Annotated in this window: 25 protein-coding genes; 18 read left to right on the top strand and 7 right to left on the bottom strand. The window is 52.3% G+C overall.

From position 1 onward, the window contains the following. The first annotated feature begins 7 nt into the window (after positions 1 to 7). The 10 genes from JNE38_RS04820 (at position 8) to JNE38_RS04865 (ending at position 11440) form a co-directional block, all read left to right on the top strand. A complete protein-coding gene (locus tag JNE38_RS04820; RefSeq protein ID WP_203355500.1) occupies positions 8 to 1138 on the top strand; it encodes an ABC transporter ATP-binding protein in 1131 nt (376 codons plus the stop codon). Next, the gene (locus tag JNE38_RS04825; RefSeq protein ID WP_238933556.1) at positions 1135 to 2844 is read left to right on the top strand and encodes an ABC transporter permease; all 1710 of its coding nucleotides are present in this window, start codon (positions 1135 to 1137) and stop codon (positions 2842 to 2844) included. Before JNE38_RS04820 ends, JNE38_RS04825 begins: the two co-directional genes overlap by 4 nt. A gap of 34 nt (positions 2845 to 2878) precedes the next feature. Next, on the top strand, positions 2879 to 3649 hold the full coding sequence (locus tag JNE38_RS04830) for an HAD-IIA family hydrolase (RefSeq protein ID WP_203355501.1): 771 nt from the start codon (positions 2879 to 2881) through the stop codon (positions 3647 to 3649). 54 nt (positions 3650 to 3703) lie between these two features. Further along, positions 3704 to 4261, top strand: a complete 558-nt coding sequence (locus tag JNE38_RS04835; protein ID WP_203355502.1) for a glycerol-3-phosphate responsive antiterminator — start codon at positions 3704 to 3706, stop codon at positions 4259 to 4261. A gap of 145 nt (positions 4262 to 4406) precedes the next feature. Beyond that, positions 4407 to 6122, top strand: coding sequence for a glycerol-3-phosphate dehydrogenase/oxidase (locus tag JNE38_RS04840; RefSeq protein ID WP_203355503.1), 1716 nt, complete (start codon positions 4407 to 4409; stop codon positions 6120 to 6122). A gap of 119 nt (positions 6123 to 6241) precedes the next feature. Further along, positions 6242 to 7930 carry a methyl-accepting chemotaxis protein gene (locus tag JNE38_RS04845; RefSeq protein WP_203355504.1) on the top strand — a complete coding sequence of 563 codons (1689 nt, stop codon included), beginning with the start codon at positions 6242 to 6244 and terminating at the stop codon, positions 7928 to 7930. A 155-nt stretch (positions 7931 to 8085) separates the two neighbouring features. After that, a complete protein-coding gene (locus JNE38_RS04850) occupies positions 8086 to 8880 on the top strand; it encodes a dioxygenase family protein (protein ID WP_203357419.1) in 795 nt (264 codons plus the stop codon). Then, positions 8880 to 9764 carry an RNA polymerase sigma-70 factor gene (locus JNE38_RS04855; RefSeq protein ID WP_203355505.1) on the top strand — a complete coding sequence of 295 codons (885 nt, stop codon included), beginning with the start codon at positions 8880 to 8882 and terminating at the stop codon, positions 9762 to 9764. The genes JNE38_RS04850 and JNE38_RS04855 overlap by 1 nt, the downstream gene beginning before the upstream one ends. Before the next feature lie 81 nt (positions 9765 to 9845). Further along, positions 9846 to 10292, top strand: coding sequence for a carboxymuconolactone decarboxylase family protein (locus JNE38_RS04860; RefSeq protein ID WP_203355506.1), 447 nt, complete (start codon positions 9846 to 9848; stop codon positions 10290 to 10292). 296 nt (positions 10293 to 10588) lie between these two features. Further along, a complete protein-coding gene (locus JNE38_RS04865) occupies positions 10589 to 11440 on the top strand; it encodes an alpha/beta fold macrolide esterase (RefSeq protein WP_203355507.1) in 852 nt (283 codons plus the stop codon). Between the two features lie 73 nt (positions 11441 to 11513). Here JNE38_RS04865 and JNE38_RS04870 read toward each other — a convergent pair whose 3' ends face one another. Together JNE38_RS04870 and JNE38_RS04875 are read right to left on the bottom strand one after the other, a co-directional pair. Next, positions 11514 to 12071, bottom strand: a complete 558-nt coding sequence (locus tag JNE38_RS04870) for a pyridoxamine 5'-phosphate oxidase family protein (protein ID WP_203355508.1) — start codon at positions 12069 to 12071, stop codon at positions 11514 to 11516. Positions 12072 to 12219: 148 nt separating this feature from the next. Next, complete coding sequence (locus tag JNE38_RS04875; RefSeq protein WP_203355509.1) at positions 12220 to 13215, bottom strand: metal-dependent hydrolase; 996 nt, start codon at positions 13213 to 13215, stop codon at positions 12220 to 12222. A gap of 163 nt (positions 13216 to 13378) precedes the next feature. On the opposite strand from JNE38_RS04875, the gene JNE38_RS04880 reads away from it, so the two are divergent. Both JNE38_RS04880 and mutY read left to right on the top strand, forming a co-directional pair. Next, a complete protein-coding gene (locus JNE38_RS04880) occupies positions 13379 to 13669 on the top strand; it encodes a hypothetical protein (RefSeq protein WP_238933557.1) in 291 nt (96 codons plus the stop codon). A gap of 24 nt (positions 13670 to 13693) precedes the next feature. After that, a complete protein-coding gene (mutY, locus tag JNE38_RS04885) occupies positions 13694 to 14815 on the top strand; it encodes an A/G-specific adenine glycosylase (RefSeq protein ID WP_203355510.1) in 1122 nt (373 codons plus the stop codon). A 48-nt stretch (positions 14816 to 14863) separates the two neighbouring features. Here the strand turns inward: mutY and JNE38_RS04890 are convergent, their stop codons facing one another. The 3 genes from JNE38_RS04890 to JNE38_RS04900 all read right to left on the bottom strand — a co-directional run bounded on the left by JNE38_RS04890 (position 14864) and on the right by JNE38_RS04900 (position 16051). Beyond that, a complete protein-coding gene (locus JNE38_RS04890) occupies positions 14864 to 15022 on the bottom strand; it encodes a YrzI family small protein (RefSeq protein ID WP_203355511.1) in 159 nt (52 codons plus the stop codon). Positions 15023 to 15157: 135 nt separating this feature from the next. Continuing rightward, positions 15158 to 15304, bottom strand: a complete 147-nt coding sequence (locus JNE38_RS04895) for a hypothetical protein (protein WP_203355512.1) — start codon at positions 15302 to 15304, stop codon at positions 15158 to 15160. A gap of 522 nt (positions 15305 to 15826) precedes the next feature. Continuing rightward, entirely contained in the window at positions 15827 to 16051 is a 225-nt protein-coding gene (locus JNE38_RS04900) for a hypothetical protein (RefSeq protein ID WP_203355513.1), read from the bottom strand. A gap of 287 nt (positions 16052 to 16338) precedes the next feature. Here JNE38_RS04900 and JNE38_RS04905 point away from each other — a divergent pair, with 287 nt between their 5' ends. The 6 genes from JNE38_RS04905 (at position 16339) to JNE38_RS04930 (ending at position 22353) form a co-directional block, all read left to right on the top strand. Beyond that, on the top strand, positions 16339 to 16752 hold the full coding sequence (locus JNE38_RS04905) for a GNAT family N-acetyltransferase (protein ID WP_203355514.1): 414 nt from the start codon (positions 16339 to 16341) through the stop codon (positions 16750 to 16752). Between the two features lie 48 nt (positions 16753 to 16800). Then, positions 16801 to 17337, top strand: a complete 537-nt coding sequence (locus JNE38_RS04910) for a DUF402 domain-containing protein (RefSeq protein WP_203355515.1) — start codon at positions 16801 to 16803, stop codon at positions 17335 to 17337. 56 nt (positions 17338 to 17393) lie between these two features. Next, positions 17394 to 19169 carry an ABC transporter ATP-binding protein gene (locus JNE38_RS04915; protein WP_275296681.1) on the top strand — a complete coding sequence of 592 codons (1776 nt, stop codon included), beginning with the start codon at positions 17394 to 17396 and terminating at the stop codon, positions 19167 to 19169. An 82-nt stretch (positions 19170 to 19251) separates the two neighbouring features. Then, positions 19252 to 20466 (top strand): MFS transporter, encoded by a 1215-nt coding sequence (locus tag JNE38_RS04920; protein ID WP_203355516.1) that lies wholly within the window; start codon positions 19252 to 19254, stop codon positions 20464 to 20466. A gap of 112 nt (positions 20467 to 20578) precedes the next feature. Continuing rightward, positions 20579 to 21811, top strand: coding sequence for an MFS transporter (locus tag JNE38_RS04925; protein ID WP_203355517.1), 1233 nt, complete (start codon positions 20579 to 20581; stop codon positions 21809 to 21811). Continuing rightward, entirely contained in the window at positions 21808 to 22353 is a 546-nt protein-coding gene (locus JNE38_RS04930) for a flavodoxin family protein (protein ID WP_203355518.1), read from the top strand. Before JNE38_RS04925 ends, JNE38_RS04930 begins: the two co-directional genes overlap by 4 nt. A gap of 58 nt (positions 22354 to 22411) precedes the next feature. Here the strand turns inward: JNE38_RS04930 and JNE38_RS04935 are convergent, their stop codons facing one another. Further along, positions 22412 to 23263 carry an NAD(P)-dependent oxidoreductase gene (locus JNE38_RS04935; RefSeq protein WP_203355519.1) on the bottom strand — a complete coding sequence of 284 codons (852 nt, stop codon included), beginning with the start codon at positions 23261 to 23263 and terminating at the stop codon, positions 22412 to 22414. A 21-nt stretch (positions 23264 to 23284) separates the two neighbouring features. Further along, complete coding sequence (locus JNE38_RS04940; protein WP_203355520.1) at positions 23285 to 24103, bottom strand: NAD(P)-binding domain-containing protein; 819 nt, start codon at positions 24101 to 24103, stop codon at positions 23285 to 23287. Positions 24104 to 24111: the final 8 nt, after the last annotated feature.

The following is a 24111-nucleotide window of genomic DNA, read 5'->3' on the forward strand; positions in this document are numbered from 1 at the left end:
TCTTCCAATGGGATCGGTGAAGATAGAGCATTTAAACAAACAATTTAACGGAAACACCGCTTTGGAAGATGTCAATCTGGAGATCCGGGAAGGCGAGTTTTTCGCCCTCCTGGGTCCATCCGGATGTGGAAAAACGACTACCATGCGTTGCGTGGCCGGATTCGAGACGCCGACCTCGGGCAATATCTACATCGGCGATCGAAACGTAAACCAGATTCCGGCGAATCAGCGCAACTGCGGGATGGTTTTCCAAAGCTACGCCCTGTTTCCCCATTTAAACGTGTTCGAAAATGTAGCCTACAGCCTGAATATTCGCCGTTTTTACGAAGGCGGTCTGGGTACAAAGCTATCGACACTGGCTCATTTGCTGAACCGAAGACTCGGCAAGGTAGACCGGATTACGGAGCAAAAAGTCAGGGATGCTCTGGATTTCGTGGAATTGGGGCATTTGGCAGATCGATTGCCTGGCCAGCTGTCAGGCGGTCAACAACAGCGTGTCGCACTCGCTCGTGCACTGGTGATGGAACCGGCTGTATTGCTGATGGATGAGCCTCTCTCCAATCTCGATAAAAAGCTGCGCAACGTCATGCGTGTCACGATCCGTCAGATTCAGCAAAAAGTCGGGATCACGACGATCTTTGTTACCCACGATCAGGAAGAAGCCATGAGCATGGCAGATCGTGTCGCGGTCATGCACGGTGGGCGCCTGGTACAGGTGGATACCCCAACCGCTTTGTACAGCAACCCTGTAAACAAGTTTGTGGCAGATTTCGTAGGTTCGTCCAACATCTTGAATGGAATGGTCAAAGGGGTGAACGAATCGGGGGAAACCGTGATCCGGATTGATGAAAACAGGCAGCTTCGCACCACGTACCCAACGACGAAAAAAGATGTGGAAGTCATCATCAGGCCGGAAAGCATTCGTCTTCTGACGAGCGAACATGCAGCTAGCGATGAGAACATCTTGGATGGAACGATTGAACTATCCACTTATTTGGGCCCGACGATCCGATACGACGTCAAGGTGGGCGAGCTGCGCTTTGAGGTTGATACGGTGTTTGAAGCGGGAAGTCCAATCTTGCCATCAGGAACAGCGGTGAAGCTGCAAATTGATCCGAATCGCGTGGTGGCGTTATGATGAAGCGCCTATTCGCAAAGCTTAACGGCTTAACGGCTCTCAAGTGGTTCATCTATCTTTTTTTCTTTGTTTTCCTGCTTGTTCCGCTCTTTTCGATTTTGCTTGTCAGCTTTACGGGTCAACCGGTGAACATTTTCGGCAGCTTTACCAGCCAGAAAATATTTGCATCGACGATGAAGAAGCTTTCGAATCTTTCCGTGGAAGCCTACACGTCGATATTTAGTGAAGGAAACAGCTACTTCGCCGCTCTGATCAACAGCTTGAAGCTGGGAACAGGTGTCGCTGTGCTGGTAACCGTGATCGTGCTGCCGATCGCATACGCCTTCGCCCGCACGAAGATGCCGTTTAAGCCTTTCTTTGCGGCGTTGTGCACCATCCCATTGATCATGCCTACCTTCATCTCCTCCCATGCCTTTATCCTGATGTTCGGAAAAACAGGCTGGGTGACGCAGCTCTACCATAGCTTTGGAGGAGAAGGTGTCATTTTTGATGTGCAATCGATGCTGGGGATCGTTCTGGTTCAAGTCTTTTTCTTTTTCCCGTACGCATTGTGGCCGATGGTGGCGGCTTTCAAAATTTGCGATGTCACGTTAGAAGAGGCCTCGCAAAACCTGGGGGCAAAAAGCTGGTACACATTTTTGCGTGTCACGCTGCCGCTTGCCGTACCTGGCATTGTCTCCAGCATGCTGCTGATTTTCACGGTGAGCTTCTCCGATTTTGGAACACCGATTATTTTGGCGCCAAAGGAATTGAATCTGATCGTCGTAGAGTCGTACCGTGAAATCGCCGGATTCTTTAACTGGGCGGGCTCGGCGGTACTGACAGTCATCATGCTGCTTGTCGCGGCCTTCTTCTTCTGGCTGCAGCGTCTCGTGATCAAAGGAAGGGAATACGGCACGATCTCCGGCAAGCCGACCAAGCAAAAGCTCAATGACCACAAAGGAACCATTACCGGACTGACGATCTATACGTTTCTGATCATGCTCGTGCCGACGCTGGCTCTCGGGTCGATCTTTCTTTCCTCGATCGCGACCACATGGGGCCACCATGCGCTGCCTGACGGCTACACTTTGAGCCACTATAAGACGATCTTCAGCACGTCCGGCAAGAACATATGGAACAGTATGGTGCTCGCTGCGGGTACTCTGGTATTGAGCGTAGTCATTTCGACCTTTGTCTCTTATTTCGTGGTACGCCGCGGATCAGGAGGACTCGACTTCGTTTCTTCCATTCCCCTGATCGTACCTGGCATCGCTCTTGGGATTGCCTTGATCCAGACCTTTAACACAGCGCCTATTCATTTGACAGGAACCGCTCTGCTGCTGATCATCGCTTATACGATTCGCCGGATGCCCTACATGATCCGTTCGACGATGAGCTCGATGATGGCGATTCGCAAGGATATTGAAGAGGCGGCTGTCAGCTTGGGGGCATCCTCTTTGATCGCAGCGATCACGGTCATTGGACCCTTGATGCTGCCGGGGATTGCGGCAGGAGCCATCCTGGTTTTTGTCACGGTTATCAAAGAAACCAGCATCTCGATTCTTCTGGCTCCCACAGAGTGGGCGCCGATGAGCTTGGCTGTGTTCCAAAACCTGCTGCGCGGTGAATATTATACGGCATGCGCGATGGCGATCTTGATTATCGTGATCGTCATCATTCTCCAGGCTTTGGCGAAGAAGCTTACGAAAGATCAGCTCTACTGATGGTGGACAGAACAGAAGGCAGGAGTGTGTGAGGATGAAAGGATTTATTTTCGATCTGGACGGAACCGTCTACCTGGGAGACCAGCTCATTGATGGGGCGGTGGAAGCGATCCAAGCGTTGCGTGACAGAGGGGATAAGGTCGTCTTTCTCTCCAACAAGCCGATTGCCACCCGCCAGTCCTATGCGCACAAATTGACAAAGATGGGGATTCCGACGAGCGTGGATGATATTCTGAACTCATCGCTGATCGTTGCACGCTATCTCAAGAGCGTGTGTCAGGGCGAAGATAAAGTATTGGTGATTGGGGAAGAGCCGATCCGCGATGAACTGCGCGATCACGGCATAGCCATGAGCGACAATCCATCGGAAGTGAGCTACGTCGTTCTGTCGTGGGATCGTCATTTTACGTATGATCGACTCAATGATTTGTATCAGGCAGCCGTTCGCGGAGCCGTCGTGATCGCATCCAACCCGGATCGCACTTGCCCGCTTGAGGATGGACAGATTCCGGATACAGGCGCATTGATCGGTGCATTGGAAGGAGCGACGGGTCAGCCGATCCATCTGGTGGTCGGCAAGCCTTCCAGGATCGCGGCAGAGGCAGCGGTGCAGCACCTCGGTCTGGATTATTCAGCTTGCTACATGGTCGGAGATCGACTGGAGACGGATATCAAAATGGGCAACGACACGGGGATGAATTCGGTTTTGGTGCTGACCGGAATCAGTACCCGCGAGATGGCCGAAACCAGTGAATATAGCCCGCGCTATATTCTGAATAGTATTAAAGAGATCGTTAACCTCTAAGGTAAGCATGCTATAATACAGGGTAAGGATTCCAGTTCAATGGAGGTTAATGGAATGTACCCGATTGTTGATCTGGTTGAATGCCAGACAATTGCCGCCGTTCAAGACGAACAGCATTTGGAAATCGCGATCCAGAGCGAAGCGAACATTATTTTCTTGCTCACGGGATCGATTTTCAACATCAAGGAACTGGTGGATCGAGTCAAAGCCGTCGGTAAACACGTATTTTTACATATGGAGTTTATTGAAGGCATCGCAGCGGATAAAAGTGGTGTCGCGTATGTCGCCAAGAATATTGCACCGACCGGCATTATTTCGACGAGAAGCAACCTCATCCGGGTGGCGAAAGAGATGAATCTGATGGCCATTCAACGGATCTTCCTGATCGATCGCAATGCTGTGATCAAAGGGATAAAGGTCATCGAGCAATCTTTGCCTGATGCTGTGGAAGTAATGCCGGGTGTGATGCCCCGTGTGATTCAGGAGATGACAAATTTGACGCCTCTGCCGATCATTGCGGGCGGGTTGATTGATACCAAAAAAGAGATTAACGACGCGCTGGCAGCGGGAGCACTGGCTGTCTCCGTCGGAACAAATGAATTGTGGTCCTAGTACCCTAGCATTTTCATAAGGGAAGAGAACAGGAGAAACCCCTTTGGAGAAGCTGCAGCTTGACGTGTTCAAGTTGCTCTTTTTCATGGGGGTTTTTCTATTTTTTTGCACAACCAGTACATGGGAGAAGAGAGGGAGAGCGCAGATGGACACTCATTTTTCTGCGAATAATCGGGCTGCTGTCCTCACCAGAATGGCAGAAAAAGAATTGGACCTGCTCGTTATTGGAGGAGGGATTACGGGAGCGGGGATAGCACTGGATGCGAGCCAACGCGGGATTCGCGTGGGACTGCTGGAGAAGAACGACTTTGGATCAGGAACAAGCAGCCGTTCGACGAAGCTGATTCACGGCGGATTGCGTTATTTGAAGCAAGGAGATGTGAAGCTGGTGCAGGAGGTAGGCCGTGAACGTGCCATCCTGTACAAAAACGCACCGCATCTGGTTATCGCAGCGCCAATGCTGCTCCCTGTATACAAGGGAGGGACATACGGATATCTGGCATCATCCGTCGGTCTGTACATCTACGATTGGCTGGCAGGAGTCGAGCGAGGGGAACGGCGCAAGATGCTGAGCAGAGAAGAGACGCTGCGCCTGGAGCCTCTGCTGAAGGAAGAAGGGTTGAAGGGAGCCGGCTTCTATTACGAGTACCGGACTGACGATGCGAGACTCACGCTGGATATCATGAAGACGGCGTGGAGCAAAGGGGCATGCATCGTCAATTATGCAAAGATGACGGAGTTTATTTACCGCGGCCAGCAAGCTGTCGGGGTCAAGGCAGTGGATCGGCATTCCGGCAAGACGTATGAAATCTATGCGAAGAAAATCGTCAATGCAACGGGTCCTTGGGTGGATGACGTTCGCAAACTCGATAACTCGCTCAAAGGAAAGCGCCTTTATTTAACCAAAGGTGTTCATTTGGTCGTCGAAAAGGAAAAGCTGCCCGTTACGCAATCGGCTTACTTCGATACGCCGGATGGACGCATGGTATTCGTCATTCCTCGCGGCCATATCACGTATGTAGGCACTACGGATACCGGCTACAAGCTGGACATCGATCAGCCGCGTACGACGAAGGAAGATCGCGACTACCTCCTGAGAGCTGTGAATGCGATGTTCCCTGGCGTAGAGCTGGGAGAGAAAGATGTCGTCTCTCATTGGGCTGGGCTTCGTCCGCTCATCTATGAGGAAGGAAAAGGACCGTCTGAGCTGTCTCGCAAAGATGAGATGTTCATCTCGGATTCAGGGCTGATCACCATCGCTGGCGGAAAGCTGACAGGATTTCGAAAAATGGCGGAAAAAGTGGTGGATTTGGTCGCCGAGGATTTGTCAAAAGCGCAGGGGCGCCCATTCGGCGTTTGCAGTACGGATCAAATCGTGATCAGCGGCGGCGAGCGCATGGGCCACACCGACTATGCGGATTGCAAGCAAGGGCTTTTGCAGACGGGCATTTCCAAAGGGGTAGACGTCGCGACGGCACAAGAATGGATCGATACCTACGGAACAAACACGATGCGAATCTACAGCCGCTTGGAAGCGGTCCAAGAGAAGGGAAGACCGTTACAGGAAGAGCAGCTTCTCCGGGCACAGCTGTCGTACGCGATCGAAGAAGAGATGACTACTACTGCAGTCGATTTCCTGCGATTGCGTACGGGCTGGACTTATTTTCAGGTGAAAAAAGCGGAGGAGAAAGCAGATGCGGTCATTCGCCTGATGGGCGAAAAGCTCGGCTGGACCGAGGCTCATCTGGAAAAGGAACGTGCGGCTGTCGACGATTTGCTGGAGACGATTTACAAGCTCCCAGCAAATGAAGAGGAGATTGAACGGGAATCCACCCCCCATCCAACGAGAAAAGCATTGTAGGCAAGTTGTGGAGAAAAAGCACCCGAGGCAGTCAGGTTCTTTTTCTCCGCTTTTTTGCGGCCTCACCAAACAAGCTGACGAAATTTGTTTCAGGCATCATCAGGGAGGGAGTGAGCGGGATGAAGCAGACAGTGGGAACGAAATTGTTTGCCGGTTTTTTGTGCATGCTGGTCCTCATGGCCTCTTTAGGCTGGCTCGGGTTGCGAACGGAAGAACAAATCAACGGCAAGGCGGAAGAGATCAACGAGAGCTGGCTTCCCAAGACAATCGCCATCATGAATATCAAATATCAGACGGAGCATTTTTTTTCGTTGCAAATTCAATACGCGAGTACGACCGACTTGAGCAAAAAGGGCATTATCGACGCAGAGGCTCAGCAGACACTGGGGCAGATCCAAAAGCAATTTGAAGTGTATCAAAGCTTTCCGTTGAGTACAGAGGAAGAAAAGTATTTTCAGTCCTTGAAGGCTGCCTGGTTCAATTACCAGCAGGCGTATCAGACTCTGGTGGAGCAGTCGGGCGCAGTCTCGCTAGCGGATTTGCTCAGGGAAGCAGACACCATGTTCCAAGTGACGGAGGGGTATTTGGAAAACCTCGTACGCCTGTGTCAGGAAGGAGCGGCAGCTGCAACGAAGCAGGCTGCATCTCTGCATGAATCGGGGAGGATGCAAGCGCTGATCAGCATGGGGGTTTCGCTGCTTATCAGTCTGCTGCTCTCGGTCATGCTGACCAGGCACATCCGTCAGCCATTGCTGCAAGTCGTACAAGCCGTCAAGCTGGTCACGAAGGGACAGCTGGGCAAAGCGGATCTCGTCGTGAAAAACAGGGACGAGATCGGGGAATTGGCCAATCACGTCAATGAAATGCGTCACAAGCTGCGGGAATTTGCCATGCAGGTGCATGCAACCGCCGGACATGTTACATTCTCTTCCGACCAATTGAGCAGACACGCGCAGGAGACGCTGGAAGCGAGCAACCAAATAGCTTTTGCCATGGAGGAGATCTCTGCGGGGAGCGACGCCACTGTCGCCAGCGCTGAAGAGAGCGCAAAGGCTATGGAGGAAATGGCAGTAGGCATTCAGCGTGTAGCAGAATCGACCGCTCTGCTGGCAGAAACGTCTGTCTCGGCTGAGCAAGATGCGAGGAAAGGTATCCACTCATTGGTAAGAGCAACGGCCCAGATGAATGCCATCACTGCTGCGATGGACGAGTCTGTTAGCGTCATTCAGCAGTTGGGTGAAAGCTCGCAGCAGATTCAGCAAATCGTCGAGATGATCACACAGATAGCGTCTCAGACGAATCTGCTCGCCCTGAATGCCGCGATTGAGGCAGCACGTGCTGGGGAGCACGGGAGAGGATTTTCTGTCGTGGCAGAAGAAGTCCGGCAGCTGGCAGAGAGCTCCGACCGTTTTGCCAAGCAAATCGCCGCCCTGATCAAAAACGTGCAGGGTGAGGCGGATCAAGCCGTCGTTTCCATGCAGCGAATGGCCGGGGACGTTCATGGCGGCGCGGCAGTAGTAAAGGAGGCCGAGTCCGCTTTCGAGCAAATTACTCGCGGAATGGGCCAGATTGCGAGTCAGGTGCAGGAGGTGTCCGCGATTACGGAGGAGATGTCAGCGAGCGTCGAGCAATTGTCTGCCTCCTCGGCGCAGACCGCTTCCGTGGTAAGAGGGGGAGCAAAGCAGACGCATTTGATTGTGGGGGCCACGCAGACTCAGGTGCGGGCTTGCGAAGAAGTGACCTCCGCCACTCTGTCGCTAAAGACGCAGGCAGAGGAGCTGAAGCGGGCAGTGGAATGGTTTCGATAAGGAAAGTCGACCCTCAGGAGTTTCTTCTGAGGGTATTTTTGTGCAAGGCCATGAATACGAAAACAAAAGGAAAAGATAGAAATAGGAAAAGGGATAGGGTATAATACTTACTAAAAGTAACTAAGTTTAAAAAATAAAGAGGAGAGTGTTTCATGATGATGCCATCCCTGTTTATCGCTCACGGTGCACCTTTGCTCGCGATCGAAGACAATTCCTATACACAAGCGCTCAACCATTTGCCAAATCTGCTTCCTCGTCGGCCCCGAGCGATCCTGATGTTTTCTGCTCACTGGGAGTCGTTCACACAAGAAGTGGGGGTCATGGAGACGTTCCCGACCATTCACGATTTTGGCGGTTTTCCGCAAGCTTTGTACGAAATCCAGTACCCGGCAAAAGGGGATCGTGAAATTGCAGAGGAGACAGTAGCGTTGCTGCAAGCCGCAGGTGTCCCAGTCAGCCTGAATCAGTCGCGTGGACTCGATCACGGACATTGGGTCGTGCTGAAAAAAGTGTACCCGGATGCAGATGTTCCGGTCGTATCGCTTTCAGTGAACCCGAATTTGACCATCGAGCAGCAGTATGCCATCGGAAAAGCGTTAAGTCCCCTTCGCGCGAAAGACGTGCTGATCATCGGCAGCGGCAGCACGATTCACAACTTTTCCTACCTCGACATGCGGGAAACCTCCAATGGAGCGTTTGAATGGTCCCTGCAGTTCGAGGAATGGCTGAAGCATACATTGACCGATTGGAACGTAACGGATTTGGCTCAGTATCGCACCCTGGCACCCCACGCCGAAAAAGCGGTTCCCGCCTATGGCAGCGAGCACTTTGTTCCGCTCGTGTACGCGATGGGCGCGGCAGACGATGAGCGCATCGCCAATCGCCTGCACATGAGCTTCCGTTACGGCAGTCTGAGCCATACCATCTGGCAGTTCGGGCAAGCAAAATAATGACAGTGTGGATGGAGGATGTGTATCGACAGTACAAACCACTTCTGTTTACCCTTGCCTATCGCATGCTGGGATCGGTGGCAGAGGCCGAGGATATTGTTCAGGAGACCTTTCTTGCTTTGACACAGAGCGGCGTCGAGGACATCCACCATTTGAAAAGCTATTTGTGCAAAGCAGTCACAAATCGTTGCCTGGATACGTGGAAGTCAGCTCGCTGGAAGAGGGAGCAGTACGTTGGGGAATGGCTGCCGGAGCCGTTGGCAGATGGCTCTTTGGAGAATGATCCCCTTCAATCTGTCCTGATGGAAGAATCGATCTCATACGGACTTCTCGTCTTGCTGGAGAATCTTTCGCCGGATGAGCGGGCGGTTTACGTATTGCGTACGGCGCTTGGCTACGATTACCGGGCCATTGCCGAAATGCTCGACAAATCCGAAGCAGGGTGCCGCAAGCTGTTCAGTCGTGCCCAGCAAAAGCTCGATGGCGCAGGAGAGGGCTTGCAGGTAGCCGTACAGCCGGAGCGTTCAAAGAGATTGGTAGAACAGCTGATCGCGGCCATGTCCCGCGCAGATGCAGGAGCACTGGTGCAATTGCTGAGCCAGGATGCCGTACTCATCACAGATGGAGGCGGAAAAACCCGTGCAGCAATCCATCCGATTCGTTCCGATCAGCGCGTAGTCGCTTTCCTGACCGGCGTGTGGCGCAAGTGGGAGAAAAACGTCCAGATCCAGGTGGTATCCATTAATGGCCAGCCAGGCATTGTCGTCACAGCTGAAGGCCAGCCGACCAGAGTCATCAACGTGGTGCTGAATCCCGATGAGGATCGAATCGAACGGCTATACATGATGATCAATCCAGAAAAGTTGAAGCATTTTTCCCTGTGAGCACGTTTTTTGGTCACAAAAACGGAGCGTCACTCGTCTTGGAGATTGAAACGACATTCCAAACAGAGGGGAAAGATGATCATGAAAGCCAGAATGAACTATAGATCCGCCAATCCGGGAGCACTCAACGCGATGCTGCAGCTGGAGAAATTCGTCCAGGAGAGCGGATTGGACAAAAAGCTCATCGAACTGATCAAAATTCGCGCCTCCCAAATCAACGGCTGCGCCTTTTGTCTCGACATGCATACCAAGGACGCGCGCAAGCTGGGTGAAACCGAACAGCGCATCTACTTGCTCAATGCTTGGAGAGAAGCCGGGTTCTACACGGATGCGGAACGCGCGGTGCTGGCACTGACAGAAGCGGTTACCCTGATTTCAAAAGGCGGCGTATCTGATGAAATTTATGCAGATGTCCGCGAGCATTTCGATGAGCAGCAATATGTGTCCTTGATCATGGCGATCAACACCATTAATGCGTGGAATCGGATTGCGATCTCGACCGGGATGACGGCTCCATTTGAAATGTAGGCACCGAGCATGAAAAGAGTGGCAAGGGGAGGCGGGTTCTCCTCTCGCCGCTCTTTTTTGCGAAGGCAGCCGCCGTGCGTGACTTGCTGACATGTGCTACAATGATAGTAGGCGGGGTGAATACCCAGTCAGTTCAACGAGAAGGGTGTGTGTAGCGTGATTATCCAATTCATTCGTCTGCGCTAACTTGGTGTACACTCAAGGGCTCATTCATTTTTTGCGAAAAGTGTGTGGGTTTATTTGAGTTTGCCTTTTGTCAATTAGCGTGCAAATACGAATGAAATGGGGAATGATTCATGCAACGCGAAACCATCCATCCTATCAACGGAATTGAAATTTGTGCAGAGAGCTTCGGCAATCCCAATGATCCGGCCATCTTGCTGATCATGGGAGCCATGTGCTCGATGGTGTACTGGGATACAGAATTTTGCCAGCGTCTGGCGGATACGGGCCGTTTTGTCATTCGCTATGACAATCGCGATGTGGGACGCTCCACGACATACGATCCGGGAACATCCAATTACACGGTAGCGGATATGGCGAGTGACGCAGTGGGTGTACTCGATGCCTACCAGATCGAAAAGGCCCATTTGGTCGGGATGTCACTCGGAGGAATGATTGCCCAAGTGATCGCGGTTCATTATCCGCAACGTGTGCAGTCATTGACATTGGTTGCATCCGGCATTTTTGGCTCCGATCAGAACGACCGCAACCTGCCTCCCATGGATGAGAGCATTCTTGCGTACCATGCCAATGCTGGCAGCTTGGATTGGACGGACGAAAAAGCGGTTGCGAGCTATTTGGCGGAAGGATCGGCTTTGCTGTGCGGTCCCGCCCATACCTTCAACAAAGAGCGCGCTTTCGCCCAGGTCACTGCGGAGATCAAGAGAGCGAGAAACTTGCTCAGCATGTTCAATCACGCTCTGCTCGTGGGGGATGATGAATTTGAAGGCAAGCATGCGGATATAAAGGTGCCGACTTTGGTGATCCACGGTACACATGACCCGGTGCTTCCGTTCGAACATGCACGGGCTCTCGTGAGGGAAATCCCTGAAGCTGCCTTGCTGACCTTGGATGGGTCGGGACATGAGGTGCATGAGGACGATTGGGATACGATCATCCGAGCGGTAGCTGCCCACACGAAATAAGCGGAAACAAAAAAGGGTTACCGTCTGGCGATTGCCGGTGGTACCCTTTTTCTTCGTTTGGACAGGGACCCGATCAGTCTTGCTTTTTGCTGTCTTGCCCGATTGTCCGTCCGGGATAAAAGTGCTTGTCTTCAGGCAGCGGGTTTCCTTTGGCGGTGATGCTATCAGGCCTAATCCGAAACACGGCAGTCACGCTGTTCATGGATGAACGGTATTTGACTACATGCTGCAGGGAAAGCGGCTCCGGGTAGTAGCCGGGGACGTACTTGTCGAGCATGGCCTGCATGGCGTCGCGCATTTCTTCCGGGTCCTGTACGCGCTCGATTGTTCCCGACAGAAAGACGCTCATGTAAGCCGTGTCCGTATGAGCGGGGATCGGGTCGGCGATCGTTCCATATTCCTCGCAGACGCTGAAGCATACGCGGTTGTTGGCATTGATCAGATCCACCTTGCGTCCGGAGTCTGCGCCATGAAAGTAGATGTGGCCATTCCACCAGCAAAAATTCAAGGGGATGATGTACGGCTCTGTTCCATCGGTCAGACCCAGATTCCCTACCTTGGCCACTGCCAGAAAGGCGTCAATTTGGTCTTGATCGGTCAACGTACGTTTTGAATAGCGAATAGGTATCATCGTGGTCCCTCCATCTGACAAGCAGGTTTCCTTCGAATTTGCTAGCCTTATCGTAGCGGGATTTTGCCATGGTCAAAAGGGGCAGTTTTCAAGTGCTATGGCAGGTCAGACGAAAAAGCCGCCCAATCATGGATGGGCGGCGTGCGTATTATCCGAGCTGTCGGTTGGGGTCCATTTTTTTGGTCAATTGGTCTTCACCGCGATGGATCCAGCCAACGAACGAATCGCGGATTTCCAAATCATATCCGAGGTAAACCACGGCGACAAACATGTAGTGGCTCTTTCCTTGAAAACGCGAGCGGTAGCGCAAATCGATCCATTTCACCTCGTAGCCAAATGGTCTTTCGGTTGTCTCGACATGAACATGGTGAGTAAACGAGAGAAACGACTGCACCTTGCGACTCTTTTTCGCCGCTTCGATCACCTCTGTTTCAGGTTTGATCGAAAACGTGTCGAGAATGATCACATCACCGGAATGGATTTCCCCCACGTACCAATGATGCTCCGTTTTGGCTACGAAAGTCCAATGTGTCCACGAAATCGTGGGAATGATCGTGTAGACGCCCGCTTTTCCAATGCGCTGACGAACCAGCTCAGTGGTGCGCTTTTGTGCTTGGATGCGCCAGTAGTAATAGAACGCGATGATCACGTAAATCCACAAAAACAATCGGCCCGGCTCAAGCCCTGCAGCCCAAAGCATGAAGCCTACGAGATGAGCGGCGAATATGAACGGGTCAAAAATAAAAATGGCGTTGAGAGCGACCCATTTGTCTCGAAACGGATACAGCCCTTTGGTTCCATAGGAATTGAACAAGTCGACAAATACGTGCAGACAGACCGCCAGAAAGATCCAACCCAATAAGTGGAGCCACGAGGTTTGTGGCATAATGGCCTGAATGAGGGCAAACAGCGCACCTGTCCAGAGAAACAGCGCAGGAACAGAGTGTGATACGCCCCTGTGGTTGCGAACGTAAGCCGCGGTACCCCGCAGTCGGATCAGGCCATCCAGATCAGGTGCTTGCGATCCGATGACAGTTCCGAGCATGACGGCTTCCGCGAGTCCCGGAGTAGTTGCTACGACAGGATCGAGATAGGCGAGACCGGCCAATCCGAAGCCCATGGCAAAGTGTGTGGCAGTATCCATGGAATCGTCGTACTCCTCCTTTCCTCCTTGGCTGTATTGATTATTGTTTATTATAGCGCGCGTAGCAGGAGATTTCCCGCCCCATTTGAAAAAAATTGTGATCTTGTTCCGGTTTCCTCAAAAAAGTATGATGATAAAGGGTTGACCTCAAAAGGGGGACGTCATGGTGCTCACCGTATTCATGGAATATAAGCTGGATTCTGCCAAGCGGGCAAACGCTCTTTCGCTCCTTGCAGACATGTCCGATAAACTTGCGGCGATGGGTGCGACTGGGTACCGCTGCATGGAAGGTCTGGACCAGCCAGGGCTTTTTGTAGAAGCGTTTGAGGTCCAGGCAGTGGAACAGTACGAGAGAATCAAGGCTTGGCGACAGGCGGATGAAGCCTTTTGCGATTGTGTAGCGGGCGGAGCTGCCAAGCTGCACGTATGGGCGTTTCGTCCCGCTGAGCTATAACGAAAAGGAGCAAGAAAACGACAGATGGCAGCAAAAAAAGTGAAAGAATTACCCTATACATTACCGGAAGAATTTCACGTCTTCGGCTTCTCCTCCGATTTGCTGGCCTGGTACGATTCGCAAAAGCGGGATTTGCCGTGGAGAATCAACCGCGATCCGTACCGAGTCTGGGTCTCTGAAATCATGCTGCAGCAGACGCGTGTGGAGACCGTCAAACCTTATTATGCGAATTTCATGGAGAAATTTCCGACCCTAGGCGCATTGGCAGAAGCTCCCGAAGATGAAGTGCTCAAAGCGTGGGAAGGCCTCGGTTACTACTCGCGTGCGCGCAACCTGCAAGCGGCAGCTCGTGAGGTGCAGGCGCGCTACGGGGGAATCGTCCCGGACACGCCCGAGGAAATTGCAACGCTAAAAGGGGTGGGCCCTTACACGGCTGGAGCGATTCTGAGCATTGCCTACGAAAAGCCTGAGCCGGCAGTGGATGGCAACGTCATGCGCGTCTTTTCGCGCTTGCTCTATCTGACCGACGATATCGCCAAGCCGGCCACCCGCATCAAGATCGAGCATCTCGTCCGCCAGGTGATTCCTGCGGGAAGAGCGGGTGACTTCAATCAAGCCCTCATGGAGCTGGGAGCGATGGTCTGTGTACCGCGTTCACCGCAGTGCTTGACCTGTCCGGTATTCGACTACTGCATCTCCCGTCAGGAAGGCGTGCAGGAGGATCTGCCGATCAAAGGGAAGGCCAAGCCTCCGCGCCCTGTACATCTGCAGGTGGCCGTCATCATGCGTGAAGGACAGGTGCTGATCAACAAACGTCCGGAAACAGGTCTGCTGGCGGGCATGTGGGAGTTCCCGATGGTGGAAACAGATGTCAGCAGTCCTTCCGCCAAACAGGATATTCTGGCGAATGGCTTGTACGATCGTTTTGCCGTCGAGATTGAAGTGCTGGAGCCTCTGGGGGAGGTACAGCATACGTTTTCTCATTTGCATTGGAGCATGCAGGTATGGTCTTGTGACTGGATCGCAGGAAATGATCTTCCTCCCAACGCAAAATTTGTTTCCGTGGACGAGCTTGACACCTATACCTTTCCCATGGCTCATCACAAAATTCGTGAAATCATGCAGCAAAAAAGCGACCTCTCCTGATGGTCGCTTTTTTTTATGATGGATCGGTTTGGATTACTGAATGGACGATTACCGAATACAGTATTCCGGAAACTGCGCTGCGATTTGGTGCTTTTTTTCTTCCCACAAAGCAATGGCTTGCTCTTGTTGATACTTTGCCTCTTGCTGCTCAGGGGTTAATTTCCGTTTTTCGATTGTGATGGAGAAAAAGATCATTGGAATATACATGCTATATCCCTCCCATCTGTATGGAATTGGTCAGTCAGCCGCCGTCTATCGATTTGACTCCTGTAAATCTCATCATCTGACGCTTTCTTCTGTTATTCATAAATTCATCCCTCCAAGTGTTTTTTAAAATAGGCATTAGATGCGGCTCAACAGTTGTGCTGCTTCGAATGCGTGAGCCTCAGCGCGTTTTTCGAGGTAACGGGAGCGCACGTATTCAGCGTTTCGCTGGGAAGCAGATGCACGTTCAATTTTGATCGTGAAGAACAGGAAGTTCAGTACCATATTCAATCACCTCCTCTCAAGTAAATGGTAAAAAATGGATGCTGGATGACGCAGAAAAGACCGCAAACTACGGCCTGCGGTCTTGGAGAGCACAAAGAAAAGGAAAGACCACAAGCTACAACGCCTGCGGTCTGGTATTTGACGAATAGAGAATGTCGAAGATACGAATGTAACTACAATTCGTCTGTCCAGGAGGCGCTGTGATATTTAGTTGTATCGAGCATAAGACGATCAGAAAAAGCGCTGAGAACAATCTGTACAGTCATCATCATCTTATTGCAGCCTCCTTTCATTCGAGTAGTAGTTGTAAATCTTATCCTTAGGATATGGGAATTATTTCTTGATGTAAAGAACTTTTTGCCCAAATGTAAAAAGAAATTAAATTCTGACAAATGACAGCTAGAAAACCCGACCTGATCTTCTGAAGTCGGGCTTTGGGCTGGCATCAGGGGCAACAGACACTTTTACATGGCATCATGCTGAAACGAAACAGCAAAATGGAAAGCGTGTATCCTTATGAACTCAATCGTAGATGGGAGCAGAAGAGTGATCCCAGCCGCCTTTGTCTCCCCCGACAGGTCCGCGGGATTCGAGCTCGCGGATGACCTTTACGTGCAAGGAAGCGCCCTCTGTGCTCAGATAGGCCGCGAGCTGGGAAAAGATATGGTGGTGGTACATCAGTTCGTTGAGTTCCCACCGGTCGAGCGGAAGCATCGTCAATTCGGACAATTCCCGTCCTATGTACATGCGTCTTCCTCCTTTTTTACGGAGATCCGTAGAGGCGATTCATCTGTGAGTGATCCTTTCCATTTGCTCGTTTAGTATGTCTAGGGAATCGGAGAACCAAACATTCGACCTGCCTGTAGCGGGTAGCGCAAGCGAGGGGGGAGTTGTATAATTAATTTCTGGTGTAAAAAGATCATCGTCGGTGTGTCAGGACATGTGAGATCGGGAGAGGTAAGCGAACTGACGGACAAGACAAAGTCGGGCAAAAGGTGTACAATAGTACAAGAAGGCAACGAAGGAGGCAACGTATGCTGATTCGTCCGTTTCGACTCGGTGACTATTCGGCTATTACAAGCATCTGGCGGGAAACCGGTTTGGACCAATCGGAGACGGAGTCGTTGAACGATTTGGCCCAACAATTGGCATGGGACAGCGATTTAGTGATGGTTGCAGAAAAAGATGGTAATGTGGTCGGGGTTGTCGTCGGCACGATTGATGGTTCCCGCGCCTTTTTTTACCGATTGGCCGTTTTACCAAGCGAACAAGGCACAGGCATAGGCAGACAACTGGTGGAAGCGATCGAGAAACGATTCAAGCAGCGAGGCGTTAATCGAGTACTGATCATGGTGAATCAGGATAATCCAGAAGTTCTGCCATTTTACCATTCGCTTGGCTATGAAATGCAAAAATATGTTACACTTTCCAAGAAGCTCTCTTCTTAAAGGAGGCTTGTCCCCGTTCAAATAGAGAAGAGAAGAAAGGGGAGAGCCATGCCGCCAACTCCAGGCTCCAATATCCGCATTGAAAGTTATAAACATGACCATTCGTTGCACCGCATATGGGACAAATCTACTCTGATTCATACCAGTGATGCGGTGGTGATTGGGGGAAACGATCGGGTCAAAGTGACAGAAGCAGACGGGCGGGAGTGGCGTACGCGCGAGCCGGCTATTTGTACGTTTGGTCGGGGTCAATGGTTCAATACCATTGCCATGATTCGTGACGACGGCATTTACTATTACTGCAACATTGGTTCACCATTCAGCCTGAAGGGGCAACTGCTGAGTTACATAGACTACGATCTGGATGTGAAGGTCTATCCTGACATGACGTACTCCATTCTTGACGAAGAGGAGTTCCTGTTGCACAGCAAACAGATGAATTACCCTCCTGTTGTTGTGGAACAGGTACAGACTGCTTTGCGTGAAGTGCTTGATTGGGTGCGTGCGCGTCGCGGACCGTTTCAAAATGGATTCGTTCAGCGTTGGTACGAGCGTTATCTTTTAGTACGAGATGATGAGGAATAATCCCTTTCCCGATTACCGGGGGAGGGATTTCCTTGTTCCAAAGGAGTGTATTGCGATTGAGCATAAGGCGTTACTTATCCTATGTCATGCCTTACTGGAAACAGATACTAGGCACGATCCTGATCGGGATCATCAAGTTTTCCATCCCCTTGCTATTGCCGCTCTTGATCAAATACGTCATTGACGATCTGCTGCCAAGTCCCCTCCCTCAAGCGGAAAAGATGACGCAGCTATTTTGGCTGATGCTGGGAGCATTCTTGCTGTTTACTGTCGTTCGCGCCCCTGTAGAGTACATTCGCCAGTATTACGCGCAATGGGTATCCAGCAGAATACTGTTTGACATCCGCAATCAGCTGTTTTCCCATTTGCAGCGTCTCTCCATGCGATACTACAACAACACGAAAACGGGGGAAGTCATTTCCCGTGTGATCAATGATGTCGAGTCTACCAAGAGCTTTGTGGAAACAGGGCTCATGAATCTTTGGCTGGACTTGATTACGATCGTCCTCACGCTGGGGATTATGTTCTACATGGATCTCGAACTGACCATTGTGGCGATCATTGTGTTTCCGCTGTACAGCATCTCCGTCAAATACTTCTACAAGCGCCTGCGCCAGCTGACGAAGGATCGCTCGGCGGCACTGGCCAGACTGCAAGGACACTTGTACGAACGGGTGAACGGGATGTCGCTCATCCGCAGCTTCGCACTGGAAGAGCATGAAAGCAGGCAGTTCGCCAAGGAAAACAATCACTTTTTGGCAAAGGCACTGGCCCATACGCGTTGGAATGCAAACACCTTCGCGGTCGTCAATACGGTGACGGACATTGCGCCGCTGCTGGTGATCGCGTACGCCGGCTATCAGGTTATCGGCGGATCGATGAGCGTAGGGACTTTGGTCGCCTTTTACGCGTATCTCGATCGGCTTTACACCCCGCTGAGAAGATTGGTGAATTCCTCGACCGTGTTGACACAAGCGATCGCTTCTATGGATCGGATGTTTGAATTTATCGACGAATCGTATGACATTGTGGACCGGCCGGGAGCGCGTGAAATGCCTGTAGATCCGGTGACCAAGCGAATTCGCGGCGAGGTTCGCTTTGAAAACGTATCCTTCCGCTATCGGGAGGAAGGGCCGCTGGTGCTCGATCGGATCAACCTGACCATCGAGCCCGGTGAAACGGTTGCGATCGTGGGCATGTCGGGGGGCGGAAAATCTTCGCTGATCAGCCTTTTGCCCCGCTTTTGGGACGTGACGGATGGGCGGATCACGGTCGATGGCATGGATGTGCGGGACATCAAGCAACGGAATCTGCGGCACCACATCGGAATGGTCCAGCAGGATAACATCCTCTTTAGTGAGTCCGCGAAAGTGAACATCTTGATGGGGAATCCAGAAGCGGATGACGACGCTGTCGTGCGGGCAGCGCAGGCGGCCAACGCCCACGAGTTTATTTCCGACCTGCCAAACGGCTACGATACGGAATTGGGCGAGCGTGGCGTCAAGCTGTCTGGCGGCCAAAAACAAAGAGTAGCGATCGCGCGGGTGTTTCTTCGCGACCCGGGCATTCTGATTCTGGATGAAGCCACATCGGCGCTGGATTTGGAATCCGAGCACATGATCCAGGAATCGCTGGCCCGTCTGACCAAAGACCGCACCACCATCATTGTTGCCCACCGACTGTCGACCATCACGCACGCGGATAAAATTGTCGTGATGAAGGAAGGGCAGATCGTCGAGCAGGGCAAACACGAAGAGCTCCTGGAAAAAAGAGGCGTTTACCACAGCCTGTGGAGCGTGCAGGATTTGGGGACACTTCAAGAGATGGGATGATTGAGAAAACCAAGAGAACAGGTTTGCTTCGGCACGCAGGAAGAAAGACCGTAGCGTGCAGATGAGAAGGGAGGCGCTTCCGATGGAGACTTGGCGGCGTAATCTGTACGTATTGTGCGGCTCCTTGTTTATTGTCATGATCGGGATGAGCATGATCATGCCATTTTTGCCGCTGTACATTCAGCAGGACTTCGGAGTGAAAGATCCGCATGAGGTAACAGCTTGGGCGGGTATTATTTTTGGTGCCAACTTTTTGACCGCAGGCTTGGTTTCACCGATTTGGGGAAATCTTGCAGACAAGCACGGGCGAAAGATCATGATTTTGCGCTCTGGCTATTTTATGTCCATTACCGTAGCGCTGACGGGTTTTGCCGGGAGCTTATGGCAGCTTCTGGCCCTGCGCTTGATCAATGGATTGGTGGGCGGAATCATCCCTGCCAGTACGGCACTTGTCGCATCCTCTGTTCCGAAAGAAAAAATGGGGTGGGCACAGGGGATGCTGCAGTCGTTTGTGACGGCAGGAACCATCATGGGGCCGTTGTTCGGCGGTTTTTTGGCCGGGCATATCGGTTTTCGGATGATCTTCGTGATTACGGGCTGCTTGCTATTGCTCGCGACACTGGTCATTACGTTTACGGTAAAAGAGAACTTTGTACCGCCGGAAAAAAAGGACCGGTCCAATCTGCGGGAGGATTTTCGCATGATCTTCTCGTCCAAGGAGCTGCCGGCGCTCTTTTTTGTAACCGTGATGATTCAGTTCGCTTTATTCAGCATCGTGCCGGTGCTGCCGATCTATATTGCGCAGCTGCTGGGCTCGGAAGGAAGCAAGGTAGCGTTGTGGGCGGGGATTGTCCAGGCGGCCATGGGGGTGGCAAACGTATTTGCTTCCCCTCGCTTGGGGACCTTGGGTGATCGCTTTGGCTCGCAAAAAGTGTTGTTGTTTGCCTTGCTGGCAGCGTCCATTATCTTTATTCCACAAGGATTGGTTTCCACAGTCTGGCAGCTGATCATCCTGCGCTTTTTGCTGGGGCTTTCTTTGGGCGGGCTGCTTCCATCCGTCAACGCGCTCCTGCGCAGAGCGACCCCTTCGCACATGGTCAGCCGGGTATACGGCTACAACCAGAGCTTTGTCAGCATCGGCAGCATGCTCGGACCCATGATTGGCGGTTTTTTGGCGGGGTACGTGAGCATAGAGGGTGTGTTTTTCATGACGAGTGCATTTTTGCTGATCAATGCGGGATGGGTCTACTATACATTCTTTCGCAGCAATAAGCCTTTACAGGGAGAAGGAAGCTGACATATAATTGAGGAAATTTTCGGAAACGAGGTGTACCTCCATTGTGATCCTTTGTCGGGTAAGAGTGAGCCAAACAAGTTCATGAGTCTCGCACCGACGGGAGGTACCTTTCATGTGGAATAGAAGGTTTATTTGCCTCTGGGGTGGTCAGACGCTGGCCAACTTAGGGGATGTTTTTTATATTGTTGCGTTTATTTCAGCCATTTACGCGGTGACTGGATCTGTCATGTATACGTCATTGATTCCGGTAGTGATCATGACGGCACAATCCTTGGGAGGGCTGACGGCACCCCTGCTGTTCCAGCGGATGAGCCTGCCGCAAATGCTCGTCCTGTCCCAAGGGGTGAAAACAGTTCTGCTCGCAGTCGCAGCATTGGTCGTCCCGATCGCTGGGGAGTTCGTATGGATGTTGCTCGTTCTAGGAGCGGCGATCGCATTCATGGACGGATGGGCAAATCCAGCGAGGAACGCTCTCGTCCCTCAAGTGGTGGAGCCCGCAGAGCTGATGCGAGCCAATGGCTGGCTGGCGACGTCTGACCAAACCGTTTTTTTTGCAGGCTGGGCGGCAGGGGGCTTGCTCGTAGCCACGCTCGGCAATGGCATTGTATTATGGGGCACTGTCGTGGCTTACCTGGTTGCTACCATTGCGATGCTCGGGGTTGCTCCGCACAGGGACATGGAGAGGATTGAGCCTGTGCAAGCTAAGAGGGACCCTGCCAAAACGGATTGGTCGACAGGTTGGATGCTCATCCGGGATAACCGGCTCGTTCGGTTGATCACAGCGATGGATGTGCTTATCGGACTGTCCAGTGCGGTATGGATCGCGGCGATCATGCTGCCATTCGTCCTTCAGGAGCTGGGAAAAGGGGAAGAATGGTGGGGCTATCTCAATGCGAGCTACATGCTCGGCTCCATCGCAGGAGGGGCGCTGCTTTTGGCCCGTTCGCAAAAACTTCGCCAACGGCTGCCGCAGTGGATCATCACGGGAACGATCGGCGCTGGCGCGGTCACATTTTGCTTTGGCAGCAGTACGGATCCCTTGTTGGCTTTGTTCTTTTCCTTTGCCTTGGGTCCGATGTATCAAATGCAGATGATCTCCAAGCAAACCTTGCTTCAGCAAGCGACGGCTGCAGACAAACTCCCATACGTCCTGTCTGCCAAGGGTACGATTGATTCGCTGATCTTCGGAGGGTCGGCGCTGGTCATGGGGACCGTCGCGGAATGGCTCGGGACCCGGGCGGTTTACTTTCTGTCGGCAGGCTTGCTCGCTGCGGCTGTTCTGTTCGCTTGGCAGTTGCGACAGCAGCATCCCATGATCATGGAAGAAAAGGAGGGAATGGCATGAATGTCCTCGTCTTGTACGGGAGCTCGAGAGACAATGGAAATACAGAGCAATTGACACAGCTCGTCCTGGATGGAGTGCCTCACACCAGCATTCGCCTACGTGACAAGCACATCGAGTCTATCCACGATCAGCGGCATGAACCCGATGGATTTGCTTCGGTAGCCGATGATTATGACGAAGTGACCAAAGCTGTACTCGATCATGATGTGCTCATTTTTGCCACCCCGATCTACTGGTATGGCATGTCGGGGCACATGAAAAACTTCGTCGATCGCTGGTCACAGAGCCTGCGCGACAAGCGTTACAACTTCAAGCAGTCGATGGCACACAAGCACGCTTACGTGATCGCGACGGGGGGAGACGAGCCGCGTGTAAAAGGGCTTCCACTCATCCAGCAATTCCAGTATATTTTCGGCTTCGTAGGCATGCCATTTGAAGGCTACATCATCGGGGAAGGCAACAAGCCGGGGGATGTGCTGGAGGATAGGCGGGCGCTTGCAGACGCTAAAATCCTGAACGGGCTGCTGAAAAGCAGACAGTAAACACAGCCTGGGATGCAAAAAAAAGACCGGATGATGTCCGGTCTTTTTTCGTTACGGATTAGTTTCCTTCCAAGTGCTTGATGATCGCCATCAGGTCCAGGTCGCCCAGGCCTTCCTCCAGTGCGTGGCGGTAGCTTGCGCCTGCAGATTCAGCCAGTGGAGTGGACACGCCGGCTTCGCGAGCCAATCGCAAATCCTTTGCCATATGCTTTAGTGCGAATGCTGCCGGATAGTTGTCAGCCAGCAGAGATGCAGCCTTGCCGCGGATGAGCGGGGTACCGACGGCACTTTCCGAGATGATGTTCAGCATCTGCTCCGTGCTGATTCCCAGCGAGCGTGCGAAAAGCAAGGTTTCTGATACGCCCTGTACGGTGATGCCGAGCAGCAGATTGATAGCCAGCTTCGCAGAAGTTCCTGCGCCATTTGGACCGAGATGGAGAGCGACTTTGCCGAGCTTGTCCAGCAAAGGCTTTGCTTCCTCATAAGCATCCTTGTCTCCGCCCACCATGATCACGAGAGTCCCTTCCTTGGCAGGACCGACGCTACCCGAAACAGGAGCGTCAAGAAAACGGAAGCCTGCTTGCTGGCAGTGTTCTGCGAGAAAGCGAGAGGTATCTGGAGAGACCGTGCTCATATCGATTGCGAGCTTGCCTCTTCCTGGCGTAGCGAGAATGCCATCGGGACCGGTATAGATCTCTTTCACAGCAGCATCGTCACTGACCATTGTAAAGAGGATGTCAGCTTCGTCTACCAGCTGTGCGATGGTTGATGCACCTTTTGCTCCCAAGGCGATCAGAGGTTCCGCTTTTTCCGGGGTACGATTCCAGACAGAGAGCTCATGGCCTGCCGCGAGCAGATTGCCAGCCATCGGGATCCCCATATTGCCTGAGCCTATCCAGCCAATTTTCATCGTTGTGAACTCCCTTTCCCGTTATTGTGCTGAATTTTGTTGTTGAACGAGTTGTTTGAGCCTATCATGCTTGGATTCCGTCATGGCAAAGAGCTCATCGAATCCAGCGGGCAGCGTTTTATCGAGAACGCGCAGTCCCTCTTCCGTAATGCCGCCTTTTGTCGCGACACGCTCAATCAGCTGATCAAAGCCCAGCTGTTCTTTTTGAAGCAGCATGGCGGTTCCGAGCATGGTTTCTACCAGCATGTGACGCGCCAGATCGATGGAAAGCTCAGGGGTCTTGCGCACAGCCGCTTGGGCAAAGGATTCCAAGATCCCGGCAATCAGACCTGGGGCACTGCTCGTCAAGATCGTCGCCGTCTCAATCGCTTGCTCGGAGATTTCCTGCGGCACGCTGATGGAGGAGAGGAGAGTCAGGAAATGCTCCCGTTGCTCCGGCGTGAGACGCTGGCTGCAAGCGTACAAGGAAACGCCACGCAGCTCCTGTGACGTCACGGTCGGAATCACCTTGCTGACTGCCCCGGTATGTACACCCTCCAAATCCGCGATACTCACACCCGCTGCGACCGAAACGACATGAGTCCGGGCCGGAATGGTGAGCTCACGCAATAGCGGAAGGATGTCCAGCGGTTTTGTACAGACGAACACGACATCAGAGTGATCGCATACCTCTTGAGCGGTCTTTCCGATCGCCAGCTTATATTCTGCCTGCAGCTGCTCCGCCTTCTCCTGTGTGCGGTTGAAGACCATCAGTTTTTCCGGAGCTGCAGCGCCGCTTTTGCAAAAGGCTTTGACCAGCATTTGTCCGATACTGCCCAATCCGATAATTCCGATATTCATTGATCCAA

This window comes from Brevibacillus choshinensis, assembly GCF_016811915.1.
GTDB classification, from domain to species: domain Bacteria; phylum Bacillota; class Bacilli; order Brevibacillales; family Brevibacillaceae; genus Brevibacillus; species Brevibacillus choshinensis_A.